The organism is Sporosarcina sp. FSL K6-3457, assembly GCF_038007285.1.
Classification (GTDB): Bacteria; Bacillota; Bacilli; order Bacillales_A; family Planococcaceae; genus Sporosarcina.
In genome coordinates this window covers 804,297-819,497 of the sequence record NZ_JBBOWX010000001.1, presented here as the reverse complement: position 1 = coordinate 819,497, position 15,201 = coordinate 804,297, and the positions used below count along the sequence as shown (strand labels likewise).

At 40.9% G+C, this 15,201-nt stretch carries 14 protein-coding genes and 1 riboswitch; of the genes, 4 read left to right on the top strand and 10 right to left on the bottom strand.

Annotated features, from left to right (window positions below):
• Positions 1-44 precede the first annotated feature (44 nt).
• Positions 45-590 carry a GNAT family N-acetyltransferase gene (locus tag N1I80_RS03890; RefSeq protein ID WP_340736646.1) on the bottom strand — a complete coding sequence of 182 codons (546 nt, stop codon included), beginning with the start codon at positions 588-590 and terminating at the stop codon, positions 45-47.
• 7 nt (positions 591-597) lie between these two features.
• Positions 598-2,400, bottom strand: coding sequence for a M3 family oligoendopeptidase (locus N1I80_RS03885; protein ID WP_340736645.1), 1,803 nt, complete (start codon positions 2,398-2,400; stop codon positions 598-600).
• 218 nt (positions 2,401-2,618) lie between these two features.
• Between N1I80_RS03885 and N1I80_RS03880 the strand changes: the two genes are divergently transcribed.
• A complete protein-coding gene (locus N1I80_RS03880; RefSeq protein ID WP_340736644.1) occupies positions 2,619-3,353 on the top strand; it encodes a tryptophan-rich sensory protein in 735 nt (244 codons plus the stop codon).
• A 39-nt stretch (positions 3,354-3,392) separates the two neighbouring features.
• On the opposite strand, the gene thiT is transcribed toward N1I80_RS03880, so the two are convergent.
• The gene (thiT, locus tag N1I80_RS03875; RefSeq protein ID WP_340736643.1) at positions 3,393-3,950 is read right to left on the bottom strand and encodes an energy-coupled thiamine transporter ThiT; all 558 of its coding nucleotides are present in this window, start codon (positions 3,948-3,950) and stop codon (positions 3,393-3,395) included.
• A gap of 82 nt (positions 3,951-4,032) precedes the next feature.
• A riboswitch (TPP riboswitch) is annotated at positions 4,033-4,135 on the bottom strand.
• Positions 4,136-4,430: 295 nt separating this feature from the next.
• On the opposite strand from thiT, the gene N1I80_RS03870 reads away from it, so the two are divergent.
• Together N1I80_RS03870 and map are read left to right on the top strand one after the other, a co-directional pair.
• A complete protein-coding gene (locus N1I80_RS03870; RefSeq protein ID WP_340736642.1) occupies positions 4,431-4,778 on the top strand; it encodes a DUF4870 domain-containing protein in 348 nt (115 codons plus the stop codon).
• Positions 4,779-5,062: 284 nt separating this feature from the next.
• Positions 5,063-5,809: a type I methionyl aminopeptidase gene (gene map / locus N1I80_RS03865; RefSeq protein ID WP_340736641.1), complete on the top strand. Its 747-nt coding sequence runs from the start codon at positions 5,063-5,065 to the stop codon at positions 5,807-5,809.
• 103 nt (positions 5,810-5,912) lie between these two features.
• Here map and N1I80_RS03860 read toward each other — a convergent pair whose 3' ends face one another.
• Complete coding sequence (locus N1I80_RS03860) at positions 5,913-7,055, bottom strand: DEAD/DEAH box helicase (RefSeq protein ID WP_340736640.1); 1,143 nt, start codon at positions 7,053-7,055, stop codon at positions 5,913-5,915.
• A 247-nt stretch (positions 7,056-7,302) separates the two neighbouring features.
• On the opposite strand from N1I80_RS03860, the gene N1I80_RS03855 reads away from it, so the two are divergent.
• Positions 7,303-9,036, top strand: coding sequence for a methyl-accepting chemotaxis protein (locus tag N1I80_RS03855; RefSeq protein ID WP_340736639.1), 1,734 nt, complete (start codon positions 7,303-7,305; stop codon positions 9,034-9,036).
• A 61-nt stretch (positions 9,037-9,097) separates the two neighbouring features.
• Here N1I80_RS03855 and N1I80_RS03850 read toward each other — a convergent pair whose 3' ends face one another.
• The 6 genes from N1I80_RS03850 to N1I80_RS03825 all read right to left on the bottom strand — a co-directional run bounded on the left by N1I80_RS03850 (position 9,098) and on the right by N1I80_RS03825 (position 15,196).
• Complete coding sequence (locus N1I80_RS03850; RefSeq protein ID WP_340736638.1) at positions 9,098-9,946, bottom strand: glycerophosphodiester phosphodiesterase; 849 nt, start codon at positions 9,944-9,946, stop codon at positions 9,098-9,100.
• 134 nt (positions 9,947-10,080) lie between these two features.
• Entirely contained in the window at positions 10,081-11,295 is a 1,215-nt protein-coding gene (locus N1I80_RS03845; protein ID WP_340736637.1) for a carboxylate--amine ligase, read from the bottom strand.
• A 131-nt stretch (positions 11,296-11,426) separates the two neighbouring features.
• The gene (locus tag N1I80_RS03840; RefSeq protein ID WP_340739958.1) at positions 11,427-12,668 is read right to left on the bottom strand and encodes a peptidase U32 family protein; all 1,242 of its coding nucleotides are present in this window, start codon (positions 12,666-12,668) and stop codon (positions 11,427-11,429) included.
• 14 nt (positions 12,669-12,682) lie between these two features.
• The gene (locus N1I80_RS03835) at positions 12,683-13,594 is read right to left on the bottom strand and encodes a peptidase U32 family protein (protein ID WP_340736636.1); all 912 of its coding nucleotides are present in this window, start codon (positions 13,592-13,594) and stop codon (positions 12,683-12,685) included.
• A gap of 42 nt (positions 13,595-13,636) precedes the next feature.
• Positions 13,637-13,936 (bottom strand): metal-sulfur cluster assembly factor, encoded by a 300-nt coding sequence (locus tag N1I80_RS03830; RefSeq protein WP_340739957.1) that lies wholly within the window; start codon positions 13,934-13,936, stop codon positions 13,637-13,639.
• 27 nt (positions 13,937-13,963) lie between these two features.
• Positions 13,964-15,196 carry a hypothetical protein gene (locus N1I80_RS03825; protein WP_340736635.1) on the bottom strand — a complete coding sequence of 411 codons (1,233 nt, stop codon included), beginning with the start codon at positions 15,194-15,196 and terminating at the stop codon, positions 13,964-13,966.
• Between the last annotated feature and the right edge of the window lie 5 nt (positions 15,197-15,201).

The following is a 15,201-nucleotide window of genomic DNA, read 5'->3' as shown; positions in this document are numbered from 1 at the left end:
CTTTTTATATTTATTGCCCATCTGTGCAATACATTCTTACCCTTTCAAAAATCATCCTCGATTGTTGCATACATATAGTGATCTTCCCAGACACCGTTTATATACAATAATTTTCGCATCAGACCTTCTTGACAATAACCCGCCTTTTCCAAGACTTTCATAGATCCAATATTACGAGGTGAAACGAATGCTTCAACCCGATGTAAAGCAATTTTCCCAAATGCAAAATTTGTCACAAGGCGAACAGCTTCCGTTCCAAGTCCCCGTCCTATCTCTCTTTCATCAATGGAGTAGCCTACAAAGCCACTCGAAAAGGGCAACCTTTTAATACTGTAGAGCGAGATATGGCCGACTAGCCTACTCGTATTGGAATCAAATATACCGAAGTTATATTCTCTCCTGTCCCGCATTTGATAAATTGACTCTCTAATTTTCTCTTTCTGAACACTGACGCTAAAATAGCTTGCTTCATGGCGTGGTTCAAATACAGACCAATAATCTTTATTGGCAGTAAGTAATTTTGTAAAGAGCGATGCGTCTTCCTCTGTCAATATCCGTAAGTAACAAGTTTCTCCTTCAAGCAAAATCAATAGCTATTCACCCTTTTACCGAAGTAAGTTCCAAGAACTCCTTAACATCCTTCACACATAATGCTACTCCCTTTGCCCAAAACTCCTGTTGCGAAATATCTTCACCAAGATGCTTCATCGCGAGCTCTTCAACACTCATCACCGCTGTGTCACGTAATAGCGCCATATATTTCTGCTCAAAGCCTTGGCCTTCTTCTAATGCTTTTGCATAAATACTTAATGAGAATAAGTAGCCAAATGTATACGGGAAATTATAGAACGGTGTACTTGTAATATAGAAATGCAGCTTTGATGCCCAGAAGTGTGGATGTGTTGTGTCAAGTGCATCCCCATAAGCTTCTTGCTGCGCCTCTACCATCAAGTCGTTCAATCTTTCAGATGAAACAATACCATTTTTTCGTTCCTCATAAAATCTTGTTTCAAATAAAAACCGCGCATGAATATTCATAAAAAATGCCACACTACGCTGAATTTTATCTTCTAACAATGCAATTTTTTCTTCATTCGTTTCTGCGGCTTTCACAGCTGCATCAGCTACAATCATCTCTGCAAATGTCGATGCTGTTTCTGCAACGCCCATTGCATATTGGCGATTCATCCAATGAACCGGGCGCAATGTGTAAGAATGGAATGCATGACCAAGTTCATGAGCAAGTGTCGCAACGTTCGACATCGTTCCACTATAAGTCATAAAGATACGAGACTGCTCTGACATCGGCATACCCGTACAGAAACCACCCGGTCGTTTGTTTGGGCGATCTTCCGCCTCAATCCAGCTGTCTTCAAACGCCTTCCTCGAGAACGCTTCGAGCTCAGGACCAAATTCGCCAAAATGTTGCAAGATGAATTGTGCACCTTCCTGATAGGATAGTTTTTTCGTCGATGCTGTCACTGGTGCATCCATGTCATACCAATTCATCTTTTCCGTACCTAGCATTTTTGCCTTGACGTTCAAGTATTCCACAAATGGTGCTTTATTGGCCCCAATCGCAGCCCACATTGCATTGAGCGTTTCCTCACTCATACGGTTACGCAAAAGCGGCTCCTTCAAGACAGAATCCCATCCGCGTTTTTTGTATACTGCAAGCCTAAACCCTGCAAGCCGATTCAATGCAGAAGCGAAGAAATCTTCTTTTGCTCCCCATGCTTCTTCCAACGCTTCAAATGAGCGCTTTCGTACATCAGCACTAGCATGTGAACTTAAATTATTAGCTTGCCCAACAGATAGTTCTTTTTCTACGCCATCCACTTCGATTTTAATTTTAATATCTCGGACAAGCAAGTCATATAATTGACCCCAGCCATGATAGCCATCAACGCTTAACGATGTGATGACGCTTTCTTCCTCTTCGGAAAGCTTCAAAGCAACCTCTTCGCGCCACTCATTAAGTACGAATTCAAATTCCTTTAGCTCATCCGATTTAGTAAGCACCTGCCATGTATCCTCATCTGACTTTGCCAATGTTTGCTGGACTTTCAACAGCACAGTCGAAAATCGCGCACTAAGTGCAGTCGTTTCTCCTTGTAGAATTAATGCTTTTTTATCGGTTGTATCAGCTGCTAGGAAACACCCGATGACAGCACCTGCCTGCGACAAATTCAGCGCCACGTCTTTTATCGAATCGATAAGATTTGCTACTTCGTTTGCTACAAGGGATGACGCTGGAATTTGAAATGCACGAGCCGTCTCCTCTAATGAACTGAGCTTTTCTTTTACATCATCTAGGTGCGTACGCAATTGTTGCGAATCACTTCCACCTTCGAAAAATACATCAAGATCCCATACTTCAGAATATGCTTGTTGTGTCAACGTAACTTCCCCCTTCAACCGTTCTTAATTTTCTAAAAACACCTCTTAATTATAACATGAAACTTCGGCATGCGAACTGTATCCACTACAGCTTGACATAATTACGTTCCAATTTTGTACTCTCTGTTAATTCAAGTTTTAATTGTGACGGAAACTTCACACTTTCCTTCGCAGGGTCCGCCTTTCCTATGTATACTATTCAATAGGAGGATTTGAATATGTATAGAATTATGATTATGACCCTTTCGCTCATTGCAGTTGGCCTTGTCAATGTAGCAGCAAATAGTATACCTTTTAACGGAAGTACAACAGCAGTCATTGCAAGCAGATTACCAGTGCTATTTATGCCGGCGGGATATGTCTTTGCACTTTGGGCTATCATTTATGTACTACTCGCCTTTTGGCTATATGGCTTTAGACAAAATAATATAAATGTTACCCAAACGCTACAAAATTGGAGAGCTACCCTGTTTGTCGCCAGTTGCCTACTTAATATCGTATGGCTCCTGCTTTGGCATTATGGTTTCTTTAATTGGACAATCGTCTTCATGGCTTTGCTACTCTTTGCGTTACTTGCCCTTTACTTTACCTATCCAAAGAAAGACAACCAATTATTCGGAAGAATCCCGATAGCTATTAACCTCGGTTGGATTTTCTTTGCAACCATTGCCAATATCAGTTATGTCCTAACACTACACGAATGGTCTGGTTGGGGATTAAGTGATCCATTATGGACGGTCATTTATTTGACCTTCGCTACTGCGATTGCACTCCATTTCCTGTACCATCATGCGGATATAGCACTTAGCAGCGTCTTCATGTGGGCATTTATAGGGATTGCAGTAAAAAATGGTGTTGACGAGTTATTCGTGTCGGCTGCAGCGCTTTTTCTAACGGCAGTCATTGGCGCCATTATTTTTTTCACAAGAAAACAACTTACAGCTACAAAATAAAAAAATCGCCGTTCCTCCTTTGAGAAGAACGGCGATTTTTCATGTACGCTGTAGCAAACGCGGTGCTGTCGTAAATAATAATGAGGCTACAAGTGCTGATAAAATGATGGAAGGAATCATAAAACTCGCATTATATACAAGCGAATAAAGCCAAACAGGCTGTCCTTCTGGGGCATATGACGCAAAGAACACAATCCCTGCAATGAAATGGGCAAGGAGTCGAAGAAGCCCACCGATAATCGTCCCAACAACTATTGCCGTAACCATCGCTCCTTTATTACTTTTCGCTTGGCTACTTAACAGCCAACCAAGCGTAATCGCTGCCACCCCAACAAGTGCATATGCAACAAAGTAATCAAGTACAGCTTGAATTGGAGTGAAGACATAGGCACCCGTTGCAACTTGCAAAATACCGGAGATGAATCCTGTTAGCATTCCCCCTACAATACCCCAACGAAATGCCATAACAATGATTGGCAACATCGATAGTGTAATCGAGCCCCCTTGTGGCATTGAAAATCCAATCTTATCAAGCACAAATGATATAGCCCCCAAAATAGCTACTTCGAGTAAAAATTGCAGACGTTTACGATCCAAATGACTTCCTCCTCCAACTAGTTGGCATAGGAATGTGGGCATAAAAAAAGACATCCCGGATAGAATGGGACATCACAAATATGACGATTGCCATCCACATCCCTACGCAAGAATAATCTTACAGGTTCGAAGGGTCAGGACAACTCGTCCAATCTCAGCCCAAATAGGCACCCCTTGTGGTTCAAGTTATTTAATTATCTATATATGTTGAACCTATGATTGTAACATAATCACCAGCGAAGGCGACTACTGGGGTAGCCGAAGCGATAAGACAAAGGAGGGATGCAGTTCAATCCCTCCCCGCCAGTGGTTTTCTGGCCGGCTTATCGCGAGAGGCATCCCCTAGCGCCAAGCGGCTTTAGTAGGATTCTTTAGTTCAACTTGTATAGTTCATTGTATAAGATAGAGAATCTTTAAGCAAGATAATTAACAGATATAACAAAAAACCTATATAGTTAACGTACAATGGAGGGATAACTCTTGAAAAACAATAAACTATTGGCCGCTCTATGCTACTTCAGTGTTTTTTTTGCCCCTTTACTTCTTCCTGTCATTATTTATTTCATCACAGATGACAGGGAAATTAAGTTTCATGCTAAACGCTCTCTCGTATCGCATCTTATTCCGACGGTGATACTGATTGCTGGTTTTGTTATTTTTTCTTTTTCAATGTTTTCTTTTACAAGCCGCCTAAGCGGAATGCCTAGCGAAAATTTTGGATTCGGTTTTTGGCAGTTAGCTCCCTTTCTTTTCACTCTTATCTATGGGCTCCTTTTTATCATTATCGTGATTTGGAATATCATTCAAGGGGTCAAAGTATTAAAATAAGGTTTATCCCACTTGAAATATGGGAATTGGATAGTAAATATTGTTTTGGGGAGAGAATTCATTTGAATCTTGGTAAGTTAATTAAAACAGCTATTAAAGTCGCGCCTATCGCCTACCCCATCGTCCGTAAAATAATCGCCAATAAGAAAAGCACCAATACGACGATTCCGAAAAAATAATCCATCAACCTGTAAACTTTAAAATTGTTTACAGGCTTTTTTCTGCGTTGCAATATGATATAGTATGATATAGAAAAAACGAACGGCAGAAAGGATTTGTGCATAATGATTGCAAAAACTGAACAGGATATTACAGCGTTAAAAAAAATAGGCAAAATTGTTGCTGAAATCCGAGAAGCACTAAAGGCAGCAACTGTCCCTGGCAAAACAACAAAGGAAATTGACGAACTTGGTGGACGTCTCTTCGAGGAAAAAGGAGCAGTTTCCGCACCAATCGATCAATACGATTTCCCTGGTTATACTTGCATCAGCGTCAACAATGAAGTCGCACACGGTATTCCGGGCGCTCGTATTATTCAAGACGGGGATCTTGTCAACATCGATGTCTCTGGCTCTTACGGCGGCTATTTCGCCGATACAGGCATTTCCTTTGTCGTCGGAACACCTGACGACAAAAAACAGCAACTGTGTGATGTGGCAAAAAGTGCCTTCGATCTTGCCATGACGAATGTCAAAGCAGGCTCTAGTCTCAATAGAATCGGCAAAGCTGTTGAACGCGAAGCAAAAAATCATGGACTGACAGTTATTAAAAATTTAACGGGTCACGGCATTGGTAAATCATTGCATGAAGAACCCCAACATATTTTAAACTATTTTGATCCATCCGATAGAACTCTCCTAAAAGAAGGTATGGTCTTAGCTGTTGAGCCTTTCATCTCACAGAAAGCTGAGCATATTATCGAACTTGGAGACGGCTGGACATTCGTCACACCTGATAATTCCCTTGTGGCTCAAATCGAGCATACAGTGATTGTCACAAAAGGCACACCAATTATTTTGACTGAAATCTAATCTAAGAACAAAAACGTAAGCGCCTGGTCAGGCGATAAAGCCTAGACCCCAACAAAAAAGGCTACCCTTTGAATCCATATCGATTCAAAGGGTAGCCTTTTTGTTACTTTTTCTTCGTATTGCCAACCGTTTTAGAGTTACCTTCTGTCAGCTGGCCTTTGTACCATACTTTCTGGACTGTTTTAATGCCCTTTGTCAGCTTGCGGTAATCGCGTTCTTCTGCATAAGACAATAGTGTTAGCACTTCTCCGTCTTCGCCTGCGCGTCCCGTTCTACCTGAACGATGTAGGTATTGTTCAATTGTGTGTGGCACGTCAACGTGGATGACATGCGTTAATCCTTCGATATCAAGTCCACGTGCTGCTAGATCTGTTGCAATTAGCACACGCAACTCGCCTTTACGGAATTTGTCCAATGTTTGCTGTCTTTCAAATTTCTTCATTTCTGAATGTAGAACTGCTATCGGTGCTTCATTATATCTAAGTTTCATTTCCTTCATACGAAGCTGATCGACATTATTGATGAAGGCAAGCGCACGGATTCCCTTCAAATGCGAGATTCCACGCAAGACATCTGTCTTATCACGTACATCCGTCTTAGCGAACGAATGGACAACCTTCCCCGATTTCGGCATTTCTTCAGCACTCACTTGGAGGCAGAGTGGATTAGTCATAAATTTGCTAGCAACCACTTCAATTTCTTCTGTAATCGTTGCAGATACAGCAACCACTTGCCTCTCTGGATTAGCCGCTTCAATCATATTTTTCACAATGACGCGATGATCACGAGATAGTAGCTGATCACCTTCGTCCAGCACAATATGACGGATATCATACATTTTCAACTTTTTCACTTTTACAAGTTCAGCCAAACGACCTGGCGTCCCAACAACAATTGTCGGTTTTTTCTTTAAATGCTCAATCTGGCGTTGCATATTAGCTCCACCAATTAATTGCGTAACCGTAATATTTGTCCCTTGGACCCATTCTCTGATGACATTAACGATTTGCATCGATAGCTCCTGTGATGGCGTGATAATCAGCGCCTGCGTCTGCTTTTTATCACCATCAACGAGTTGTAAAATCGGTAATACGAAGGCCAACGTCTTACCTGAGCCAGTCGGAGATTCCGCCACAATATCAAAACCCGCCAACATCTCTGGGATCAATTTTGTTTGAATCGGCATCTCGTGCTCGAATTTCCATTTTGCTTTAAATACATCATCCATATTTTCTAAGAAGGACATTTGAACCCCCACTTTCAATCTAGTCCTTACAGTTTATCATAACAGCCGCCACTACACGCTATTTCAGACAAAACTGTTCATACTATATTACATATACACTTATTACATGATGATACCTTGTCGAACCATTAACATTTAGCGCAAATTTCAGAATTCACTGTTTTATAATCCCCTCTTATATTATACTAGCAATATATGTTTTAAAATCGTTGCTAGTATAATACGCTGCATATTGGAGGACTAGATGATGAAAATATCCGTACGCAATAAACTCATGGCCCTTGCTGCAATTGTAATCATACTTCCGCTTATCGTCGTTGGTACAGTTAGTTACTTTGTTGCAAAAAGTGAACTCGACAAGATTGGACAGCTTGGGCTTCAAAACGGAACGTACGCCATTTTGGACATGATAGAAGAACTGGATGATCAAGTTCAAAATGGTTCTTTAACACTGGAGGAGGCACAGGAAAAGGCCCGCATTCAAATTGTTGGAGCAAAAAATGCAGACGGTACACGTTCTATTGACAATCCTGTGAAATACGGTGAAAACTTCTATTTTTATGTCGTAAAAGAAGATGGGATCCTTGATGCTCACCCAAATATAGAAGGTCAAAATCTATATGACGAACAAACTAAAGATGGTCGTTACTTTATCCGTGAAGTCATTGATGTTGCTAAAAATGGTGGAGGATTTGCTCGCTATGATTGGCCACTGCCTACCAAGCCAGAAGTGGAAGCACCTAAAATAACCTATAGTGCTTTTGATCCCCAATGGGAATGGATTATTGCTGCCGGAACATATGAAATGGACTTTAATGCCGGAGCAAAGCATCTGTTGACCTATACATTGTTAACCCTAATTATCGCAATTATCATCGGGATCGGTCTGTTTTTCATCTTCTCTAGTCGAATGACAGCCTATATCGAGAAAATTATGGAGATGACCTCCAACATCGCACAAGGGAAACTAAGCGGGGATAATATCCCTATCCAATCTCATGATGAGCTTGGTCATCTAGCCATCCATGTCAATGAAATGAAAAATAATCTCCATGAAATGGTCAGTCATACCCGGGATTCTTCCGAGAAGATGCGAGATTCCTCCGATATGCTCAGCGCTATTACTGAAGAAACAACGGCATCTACCGACGAAATCCATCAGGCCATTGAAGACATTTCAAAAGGTGCTGTTGTACAAGCCGAAGAAGCTGACGTCGCCATTCATAAAGTGGACAACTTGTCTAACCTCATCGCAAAGGCAACTATGCAATATGGAGATGTCGTTCAAGAAGTCAACAAAATGACTACTCTTCAACAAACGGGTAGCGAAAAAGTGAATGACCTCGAACAAAATTCGAATGAGTTCACTGCTGTGATTGATGGATTGCAAACAAATTTTTCAAATCTAACAGCAAGATTAAGTGAAATTCAAACAATTGTTCAAACAATTTCATCCATTTCAGCTCAGACGAATCTACTTGCCTTAAATGCAAGTATTGAAGCAGCAAGAGCTGGTGAACATGGGAAAGGATTCGCCGTTGTAGCTGAGGAAGTTCGGAAGCTATCGGAAGATACTAACGAGGCAACTAATCGAGTCCGCGATCTTCTCGTTCATATCGAACAGGAAACAGCAAATTCTGGAAGCCATATGACACATACACTTGAGCTATCCCATGAGCAGGTCGTGGCTATTCATGAGACGAAAGAAGCCTTCACCTATTTGTCCGAATCCATTGGAGACATTTCCTCCCTCCTCCATTCACTCGAAATGGATATGAATGATATGGATGCCAATCGCCAAGTTGTCGTAGGTGCCATTAGCCAGATTGCCAGTGTAGCTACACAATCTGCAGCCGCGACACAACAAGTCAATGCATCTATCGATGAGCAAAAGACAGCCGTCAATTCCATTATGCTGTCATCACTCGAACTCCAAACGGAAGCCGAGCGCATGCATAATCTCGTCGAACGCTTTACTTAATCGTTCATCACGCAAAAAAGAAGTATTCCGCATCATAGCTGGAATACTTCTTTTCTATTTACTAATGTCTTGCTAGGAAAGTTGGCTCTTCAACCGGCCACTGTGCAAAATCCGTAATAATACCATCTACTCCATATTGAAAAGCCTTGGCAATCAACTGCTGATCCTGCTTTGACCAAACTAACACTTTTCCACCATATGTATGTATGCGATCGACCATCCGCTTATTAATATACGAAACATTAAAGTTTATGTAGGTAGCAAAGGACGTTAAATCTTCAAGACGCTTAGATGAAGGGAGTAATGTTGACGGCTTCATCAAAACAGCAATTTGTAATTCCGGTAATAAGGAGTGGATTTTTCTCATCGATTCAATATCGAACGATTGCACAATGACACCGCTTACATCTTCATACTTCTTTAATAATTCAACTACTTTTTCCTCAATACCTGGATATAATTTTGGCTTCTTAATCTCTATTAACAGCCCAATTTCACCATAAAATTCATCAAGTAATTCATCAAGCGTAATAATCTTTTCTCCGCTAAAAGAAGCATCAAATGACGTTCCCGCATCCAGTTCCTTCAATTCAGCGAGTGTGTAGTCTTTGACAAATCCTGTACCATTCGTCGTTCGATCCACTTTTTCATCATGTATAATAACTAGTTCACCATCTTTGGAAAGGTGGACATCACTCTCCAGAAAATCAGCGCCAAGCTCCAGCCCTTTCTGAAAAGCAGCTTGTGTATTTTCAGGTGCATAACTAGAAGCCCCACGATGTGCAACACTAATCATTCCTGTCATCTCTACTTGCTTAGGAGGATGTTCATTGAAACCAACAAGGAGAAGTAAACATGCACTTACTAAGCCCGCTAGCCATCCCACTTTCTTTTTCCCGAGTCCCCTCATACTTAAAACCTCTCTTTCTATATTTCTGATTATTCCAATCATTTAATACATAATAACATAAATATAAAGCCCTGTAACTAGCTTTTTCTTAATCTAAAAAAAATCCCTCATGCATTGTGCATAAGGGATTTCTATCACCACTGGCTATTTTTATATTTACGATAATAATTAATCTGCCGTGCAAATAAATAGAACTTTCGTTTAAAATGAGTATCTTTTTTATAAAATAATGGGTTCACATATTTACCTGCCCGAATTAAGGCCTTTGCTTCAGCTCGCACTTCACTGTTCGCGACAAATTTCTTTAATACAATTTTAGGAACAACCGTGAAGAGGAATTTTTCATTCAATAATGTCAGTGGCTTTTGCTGACCATGAATGATATCATCCACAAAGTATTTAGCCATATTATGTCCGCAGGCTGTAATATAATAGCTCGACCTGCCTTGCCTTATATTCACTTCAAACACTTTGAACTTGCCGTCCCGTTCGTCATATTTCAAATCGAAATTAGCGTAACCAACATAATTTAATGCTTCAAGGAACCCTTTCAATTTCAGCATGACCTCTTCGTTATATCTCGTGATTAGTGCTGTATAATTACCGATAGCCGTAACCGTATGCTCCTGTAACACAACTTGCGCAAACGTGATCAATTCAGCCTTACCATGGCTATTCATGTAAAATACTGAATCCCACATATACGTATCATCGCCGGGGATATAGTCCTGAATAATAAGTTCCTCTTTGTATCCACTGGCTTTTATCGTATCAATAATAGGTCCGATTTCAGCATATGAATCGACCTTATAAACTTTTTGCATACCGTCAAATGGATTCTTATAATACTCAACGCCGTTACTCGGCTTGATAATGATAGGAAACATGACCTCTTCCTCGAATGGTTTGTCATCTAGGCATGAATAAAAGTACGTGGCCGGCGCCTCAATACCATGTTCTGCACATAGCTTATAAAAATTCGATTTAACAAGTAAATCATTCATAAGTGGCTCTGAAATATAGTTAAATACAAAATCACTTGTTAACTCAGCAGCATTTTCAATAATCATACGAACGTATAAATCATTCGTGCCAATCAGCAGCATTTTCTTCCCTGGCTCTGCATACTTCTTTGCCACTTCTTTTAAAAAGCTAACAAACACTTTCTTTTCCGGCAATTTTGGATTGAGCTCTATACTTTTGATGATCGAGCTTAAACTAGTAAATGATAAAGGCTCTTTTCCAACTAGAATCGGTTTAATGCCATATTCCTCGTGGAATGAAATCGCCATATTGTAGGCGTTCATATCTGTTCCGACAATAATCGGGATGAATGGTTGATTTGTCATAAGGTCCTCCAACTATCTTTTCTTATCATAAGTGTAGGGCTCTCATTTTTTATTGTCAAGAAAGCATCTTTATCAATTAATTCAAAAAAACCTCGACCCGTCATGCAGTCGAGGAATACTACTTCCACTATTCACATATGCTTCTTCTTACGAATCATATTAAATGGTTTTACAGGGACTGTTACTTTCGCTTGTACAATCATCATAGCACTTGGTGCATGTTCAATCGGGTTGCTGTGCTCATCCCATAATTCATCTATCGTTTGATAAACATGCGTAAATTTTGGTCCATAAAACTCAACCGTATCTCCAAGCCCAAAATGATTACGTTGTTGAATGGTCGCAATTTGAGTTTTTTCATTATAAGCCAATACTTGTCCAATAAAACTATAGGCCTGAATTTTGCGTGGCTTGCCGAATAACTGCTCATGCTCCGTTGGTGTTCCATAGTAAAATCCAGTTGCCAACTCCCGTTGTGCTACTTTCCATAACTCGTCTTCCCACTCTTGCTTATATTCATAGTTATCAGGATCATCACAATAAGCGTCGATTGCTCGACGATAAACATTGGAAACCGTTGACACGTAATGAATTGACTTCATGCGTCCCTCGATTTTAAAACTATCTATACCGCTTTCAACCAGGTCAGGAATATGACGAATCATGGACATATCTACCGCACTCATTGAAAACTCCTCAAGTATTTCACCACCGAGCAACGAGTTCTGTTCTTCATCGAACAAACCATACTTCCAACGGCAAGACTGCGTGCATCCTCCGCGATTAGCATCCCGCTCTGACATATGATTGGATAGCACACAACGGCCCGAATAGGAAATACACATCGCCCCGTGGATAAAGGCCTCAATTTCTATATCTGTGTTCCGACGTATTTCCCGTATTTCATCCATCTCAACTTCCCTTGCCAAAACGACGCGTTCCAAGCCTTCTGCCTGCCAAAAATTCAATGTTTCATAATTCGTTGCCGAAGCCTGCGTCGATAAATGAATCGGTAATCCAGGTGCTTCCATCGCACATATCTCTATTAAAGCTGGATCAGATACAATAACCGCCCGTATACCGATATCCCGTAGCTCTCGAAAAAATTTCCCCGCCCCTTCAACATCGCCTTCATGTGCCACCATATTTGCTGCTACATACACCTTGGCATTTGCCGCTTTAGCGAATGCCACACCCTCCCGCATTTCATCATACGTGAAGTTTCCCGCTCGGCTCCTCAAACCATACGCATTACCACCAATATAGACAGCATCTGCCCCGTAACGGATAGCGGTTTTTAGTTTTTCAAGCGTTCCAGCCGGTGCCAACACTTCCGGCTTTTTTGTAATCACTCTCTTGGTCGTAACTCCCATCATTTGCCGCCTCCTTATTTGACATCGCTCGGTTCCTTCAAAAAGAAACCTTCGTCTACTGATCTTTCCGCTGGATGTAATGCAAGTAACCGACTATTTAACTGCTCCCGCACATCCGCCGTCCAACGTTGCTCTGCAAACGCTTGTCTCGCTTCCACAAACAAACTGACAATATCCACAAATGATTGTCCTTTTGTAAAAATACCATCCAGCTTCCACTGTGTTAACCCCGCTGCAACTAATTTATCTAACTGTGGCAATAAATTCACATCATCCGTCGCAAAAATATGCGTGCCATTACAATCTTCATAAATAGAATAGTGCGTATCATCTTTTTTAGGCTCCGAGATAAATAGCGGCTGTTGTTGAACGGCTTGCTCGGTAAAGTTAAAATAATTTTCGACTAATGGTCGTTTCGATTGCTGAATACAAGTAGCTCCATAAACTAGTACTTCAACTGGAACGGTTACTTGCCGTCGAATTGATTTTAACTCTTCATAAGGTAGTTCCCTTGCAAGGACAGCACCAATCGCTCCACGCTGTGCCCAAAAGTTCACTTGCCTTGCGCTTGTTACCATCGTTTGCGCATCGTAGATATAAGGTAAATCAATCTGATGCTTTTTCAGTAGATGAATGACGCCTGGATCGCCGACAGTTATAGAATCCACGCCAACAGACTGCAAAAATGTTACATAAGGGATGATTTTCTCAATCCGATTATTATGCATTAAAGCATTAACCGCGACACATACCCGCTTATGATGTTGATGGGCAAAAGAGGTCATTTCCTCAATGTCATCACACGAAAAAGAACCCGGTAAACGCAAACCGAATTCATCTTCTCCTATGTACAACGTATCGACACCTACGCCGATTAATAACTTTCCTTGCTCTACTGATTCAGCTGTTGCAATAAGCTCAATCATTGGCTGACACATCCTTTTTGGAATGAACTGCAAAGCACTCGCTCAAAAGTAACTCAATGCTTTCTTTCCTTCATCAGAAATCATGTCCGGTGACCACTTCGGCTCCCAAACAACATCGACCTCAACATCAGTAATATCAAGACGATCCTTCAATATAAAATCCACACCACCTGTGATCATGTCGTGCATGGGACATCCTGGCGTTGTTAACGTCATTTTGATATACACTTTGTTAGCCTCATATTGAATATCATAGACTAGGCCTAAATCAACAATACTAATCCCAAGCTCAGGGTCATAAACAAGCCGAAGTAATTCACGAATACGTTCAATCATATCCATATCACTCACTCATTCCTTCTTCGTTTTTTACCGCCTAAACACACGGCCAATCAAAATCATGTACAGAACGGAAGAAATCGACAAAGCTATGCCACTGATGACAATAAGCATTTCGCTATCTATCAAAATAGCCGTGAATACGAGTAACAAACAGAGAGCGATAACGCTGACGCCAATACGCACTTTCTTATCATCTAGCAAATCCGCCATTAATGGAGTTCCCGGTCTCCCCGCCAGCTTGCCAAATTTATGTGTCCACCATAGAAACGGAATAATTTTCGATACATAACAAAGGATTGTAAAAGACACCCATCCCCCAAGATAAACCCACCCAGCTAGCAGCACCATTTTAGTATGTAGAAGTTGAGCTGGAAAAACTAACGCATAAAGGAGCAACACACCTACAAATAATAAGAGAAATTGCGCCGCATAAATCGACCATCGAATACCGTGACCTGGATTCGGCTTCACTCGATGTTTTTTAATTTGAAGTAGATGGATATTATAAAAAATAAGTGCAGCTGCTACTAGTAGAAGTGCCAACCATGTTGTCCAAAAACCTCCACCAAGCAAAAATGACACCGCTCCAAACACTACCGCACCGTTCCATGTGACCATAGTTACCCATTGCAGCTGTATTGGATAATGATGAGACAAATAAAACATCGGTAGCATTTTATAACTGAATCCTGTGATCAGCATGCCAAACCAGCCAAGCGTCCCTAGCCAAATATGGGCTCCCAGTAATCTTTCATGTAAAGCAGTTCGATTTCCTGTATAAAAATTAATACCCATCCACATACCAATTAGCCCTGTCAGCACTAAATAGAGAACCGCACAAGCTGCGCTAATCGTAATAGCATCCCATTTGTTTGCACGCCATAAAGTTACACCAATATTAACTGCAAAAAGGATGATTCCTATAAAAGCTAACGTTGCAAATCCAGCAATATACATCGTCTTCATCGTGACAAAACCATATAACAAACCACTAAGACCTACTGTGAAAAAGGCATAGTGTACATAACCAAGTTTTTGACTATAAATGGTTGACTGTAAAATGACATTAATAAGCTGATATACAGCCCCCATTGCCAACATCGTAGCCCATCCAAGGACAAATATATGGGTATAAAACCAGCCACCCGGCCCTCGTAAATTCTGATGAAGCCAATCGAATAATGTCAGAATGGATGCTCCGTGAAATACAAAGAAACCAATCATCCCCGTAATAATAAAGAGAAATGGGAGACGAAACATAGTCC

Coding starts and splice junctions, on each gene's coding strand:
- N1I80_RS03880 (WP_340736644.1), top strand. CDS start 2,619: ATGTATAGAATTATGATTATGACCCTTTCGCTCATTGCAGTTGGCCTT.
- N1I80_RS03845 (WP_340736637.1), bottom strand. CDS start 11,295: ATGACAAATCAACCATTCATCCCGATTATTGTCGGAACAGATATGAAC.
- N1I80_RS03860 (WP_340736640.1), bottom strand. CDS start 7,055: ATGTCCTTCTTAGAAAATATGGATGATGTATTTAAAGCAAAATGGAAA.
- N1I80_RS03855 (WP_340736639.1), top strand. CDS start 7,303: ATGAAAATATCCGTACGCAATAAACTCATGGCCCTTGCTGCAATTGTA.
- N1I80_RS03840 (WP_340739958.1), bottom strand. CDS start 12,668: ATGGGAGTTACGACCAAGAGAGTGATTACAAAAAAGCCGGAAGTGTTG.
- map (WP_340736641.1), top strand. CDS start 5,063: ATGATTGCAAAAACTGAACAGGATATTACAGCGTTAAAAAAAATAGGC.
- N1I80_RS03850 (WP_340736638.1), bottom strand. CDS start 9,946: ATGAGGGGACTCGGGAAAAAGAAAGTGGGATGGCTAGCGGGCTTAGTA.
- N1I80_RS03835 (WP_340736636.1), bottom strand. CDS start 13,594: ATGATTGAGCTTATTGCAACAGCTGAATCAGTAGAGCAAGGAAAGTTA.
- N1I80_RS03830 (WP_340739957.1), bottom strand. CDS start 13,936: ATGGATATGATTGAACGTATTCGTGAATTACTTCGGCTTGTTTATGAC.
- N1I80_RS03825 (WP_340736635.1), bottom strand. CDS start 15,196: ATGTTTCGTCTCCCATTTCTCTTTATTATTACGGGGATGATTGGTTTC.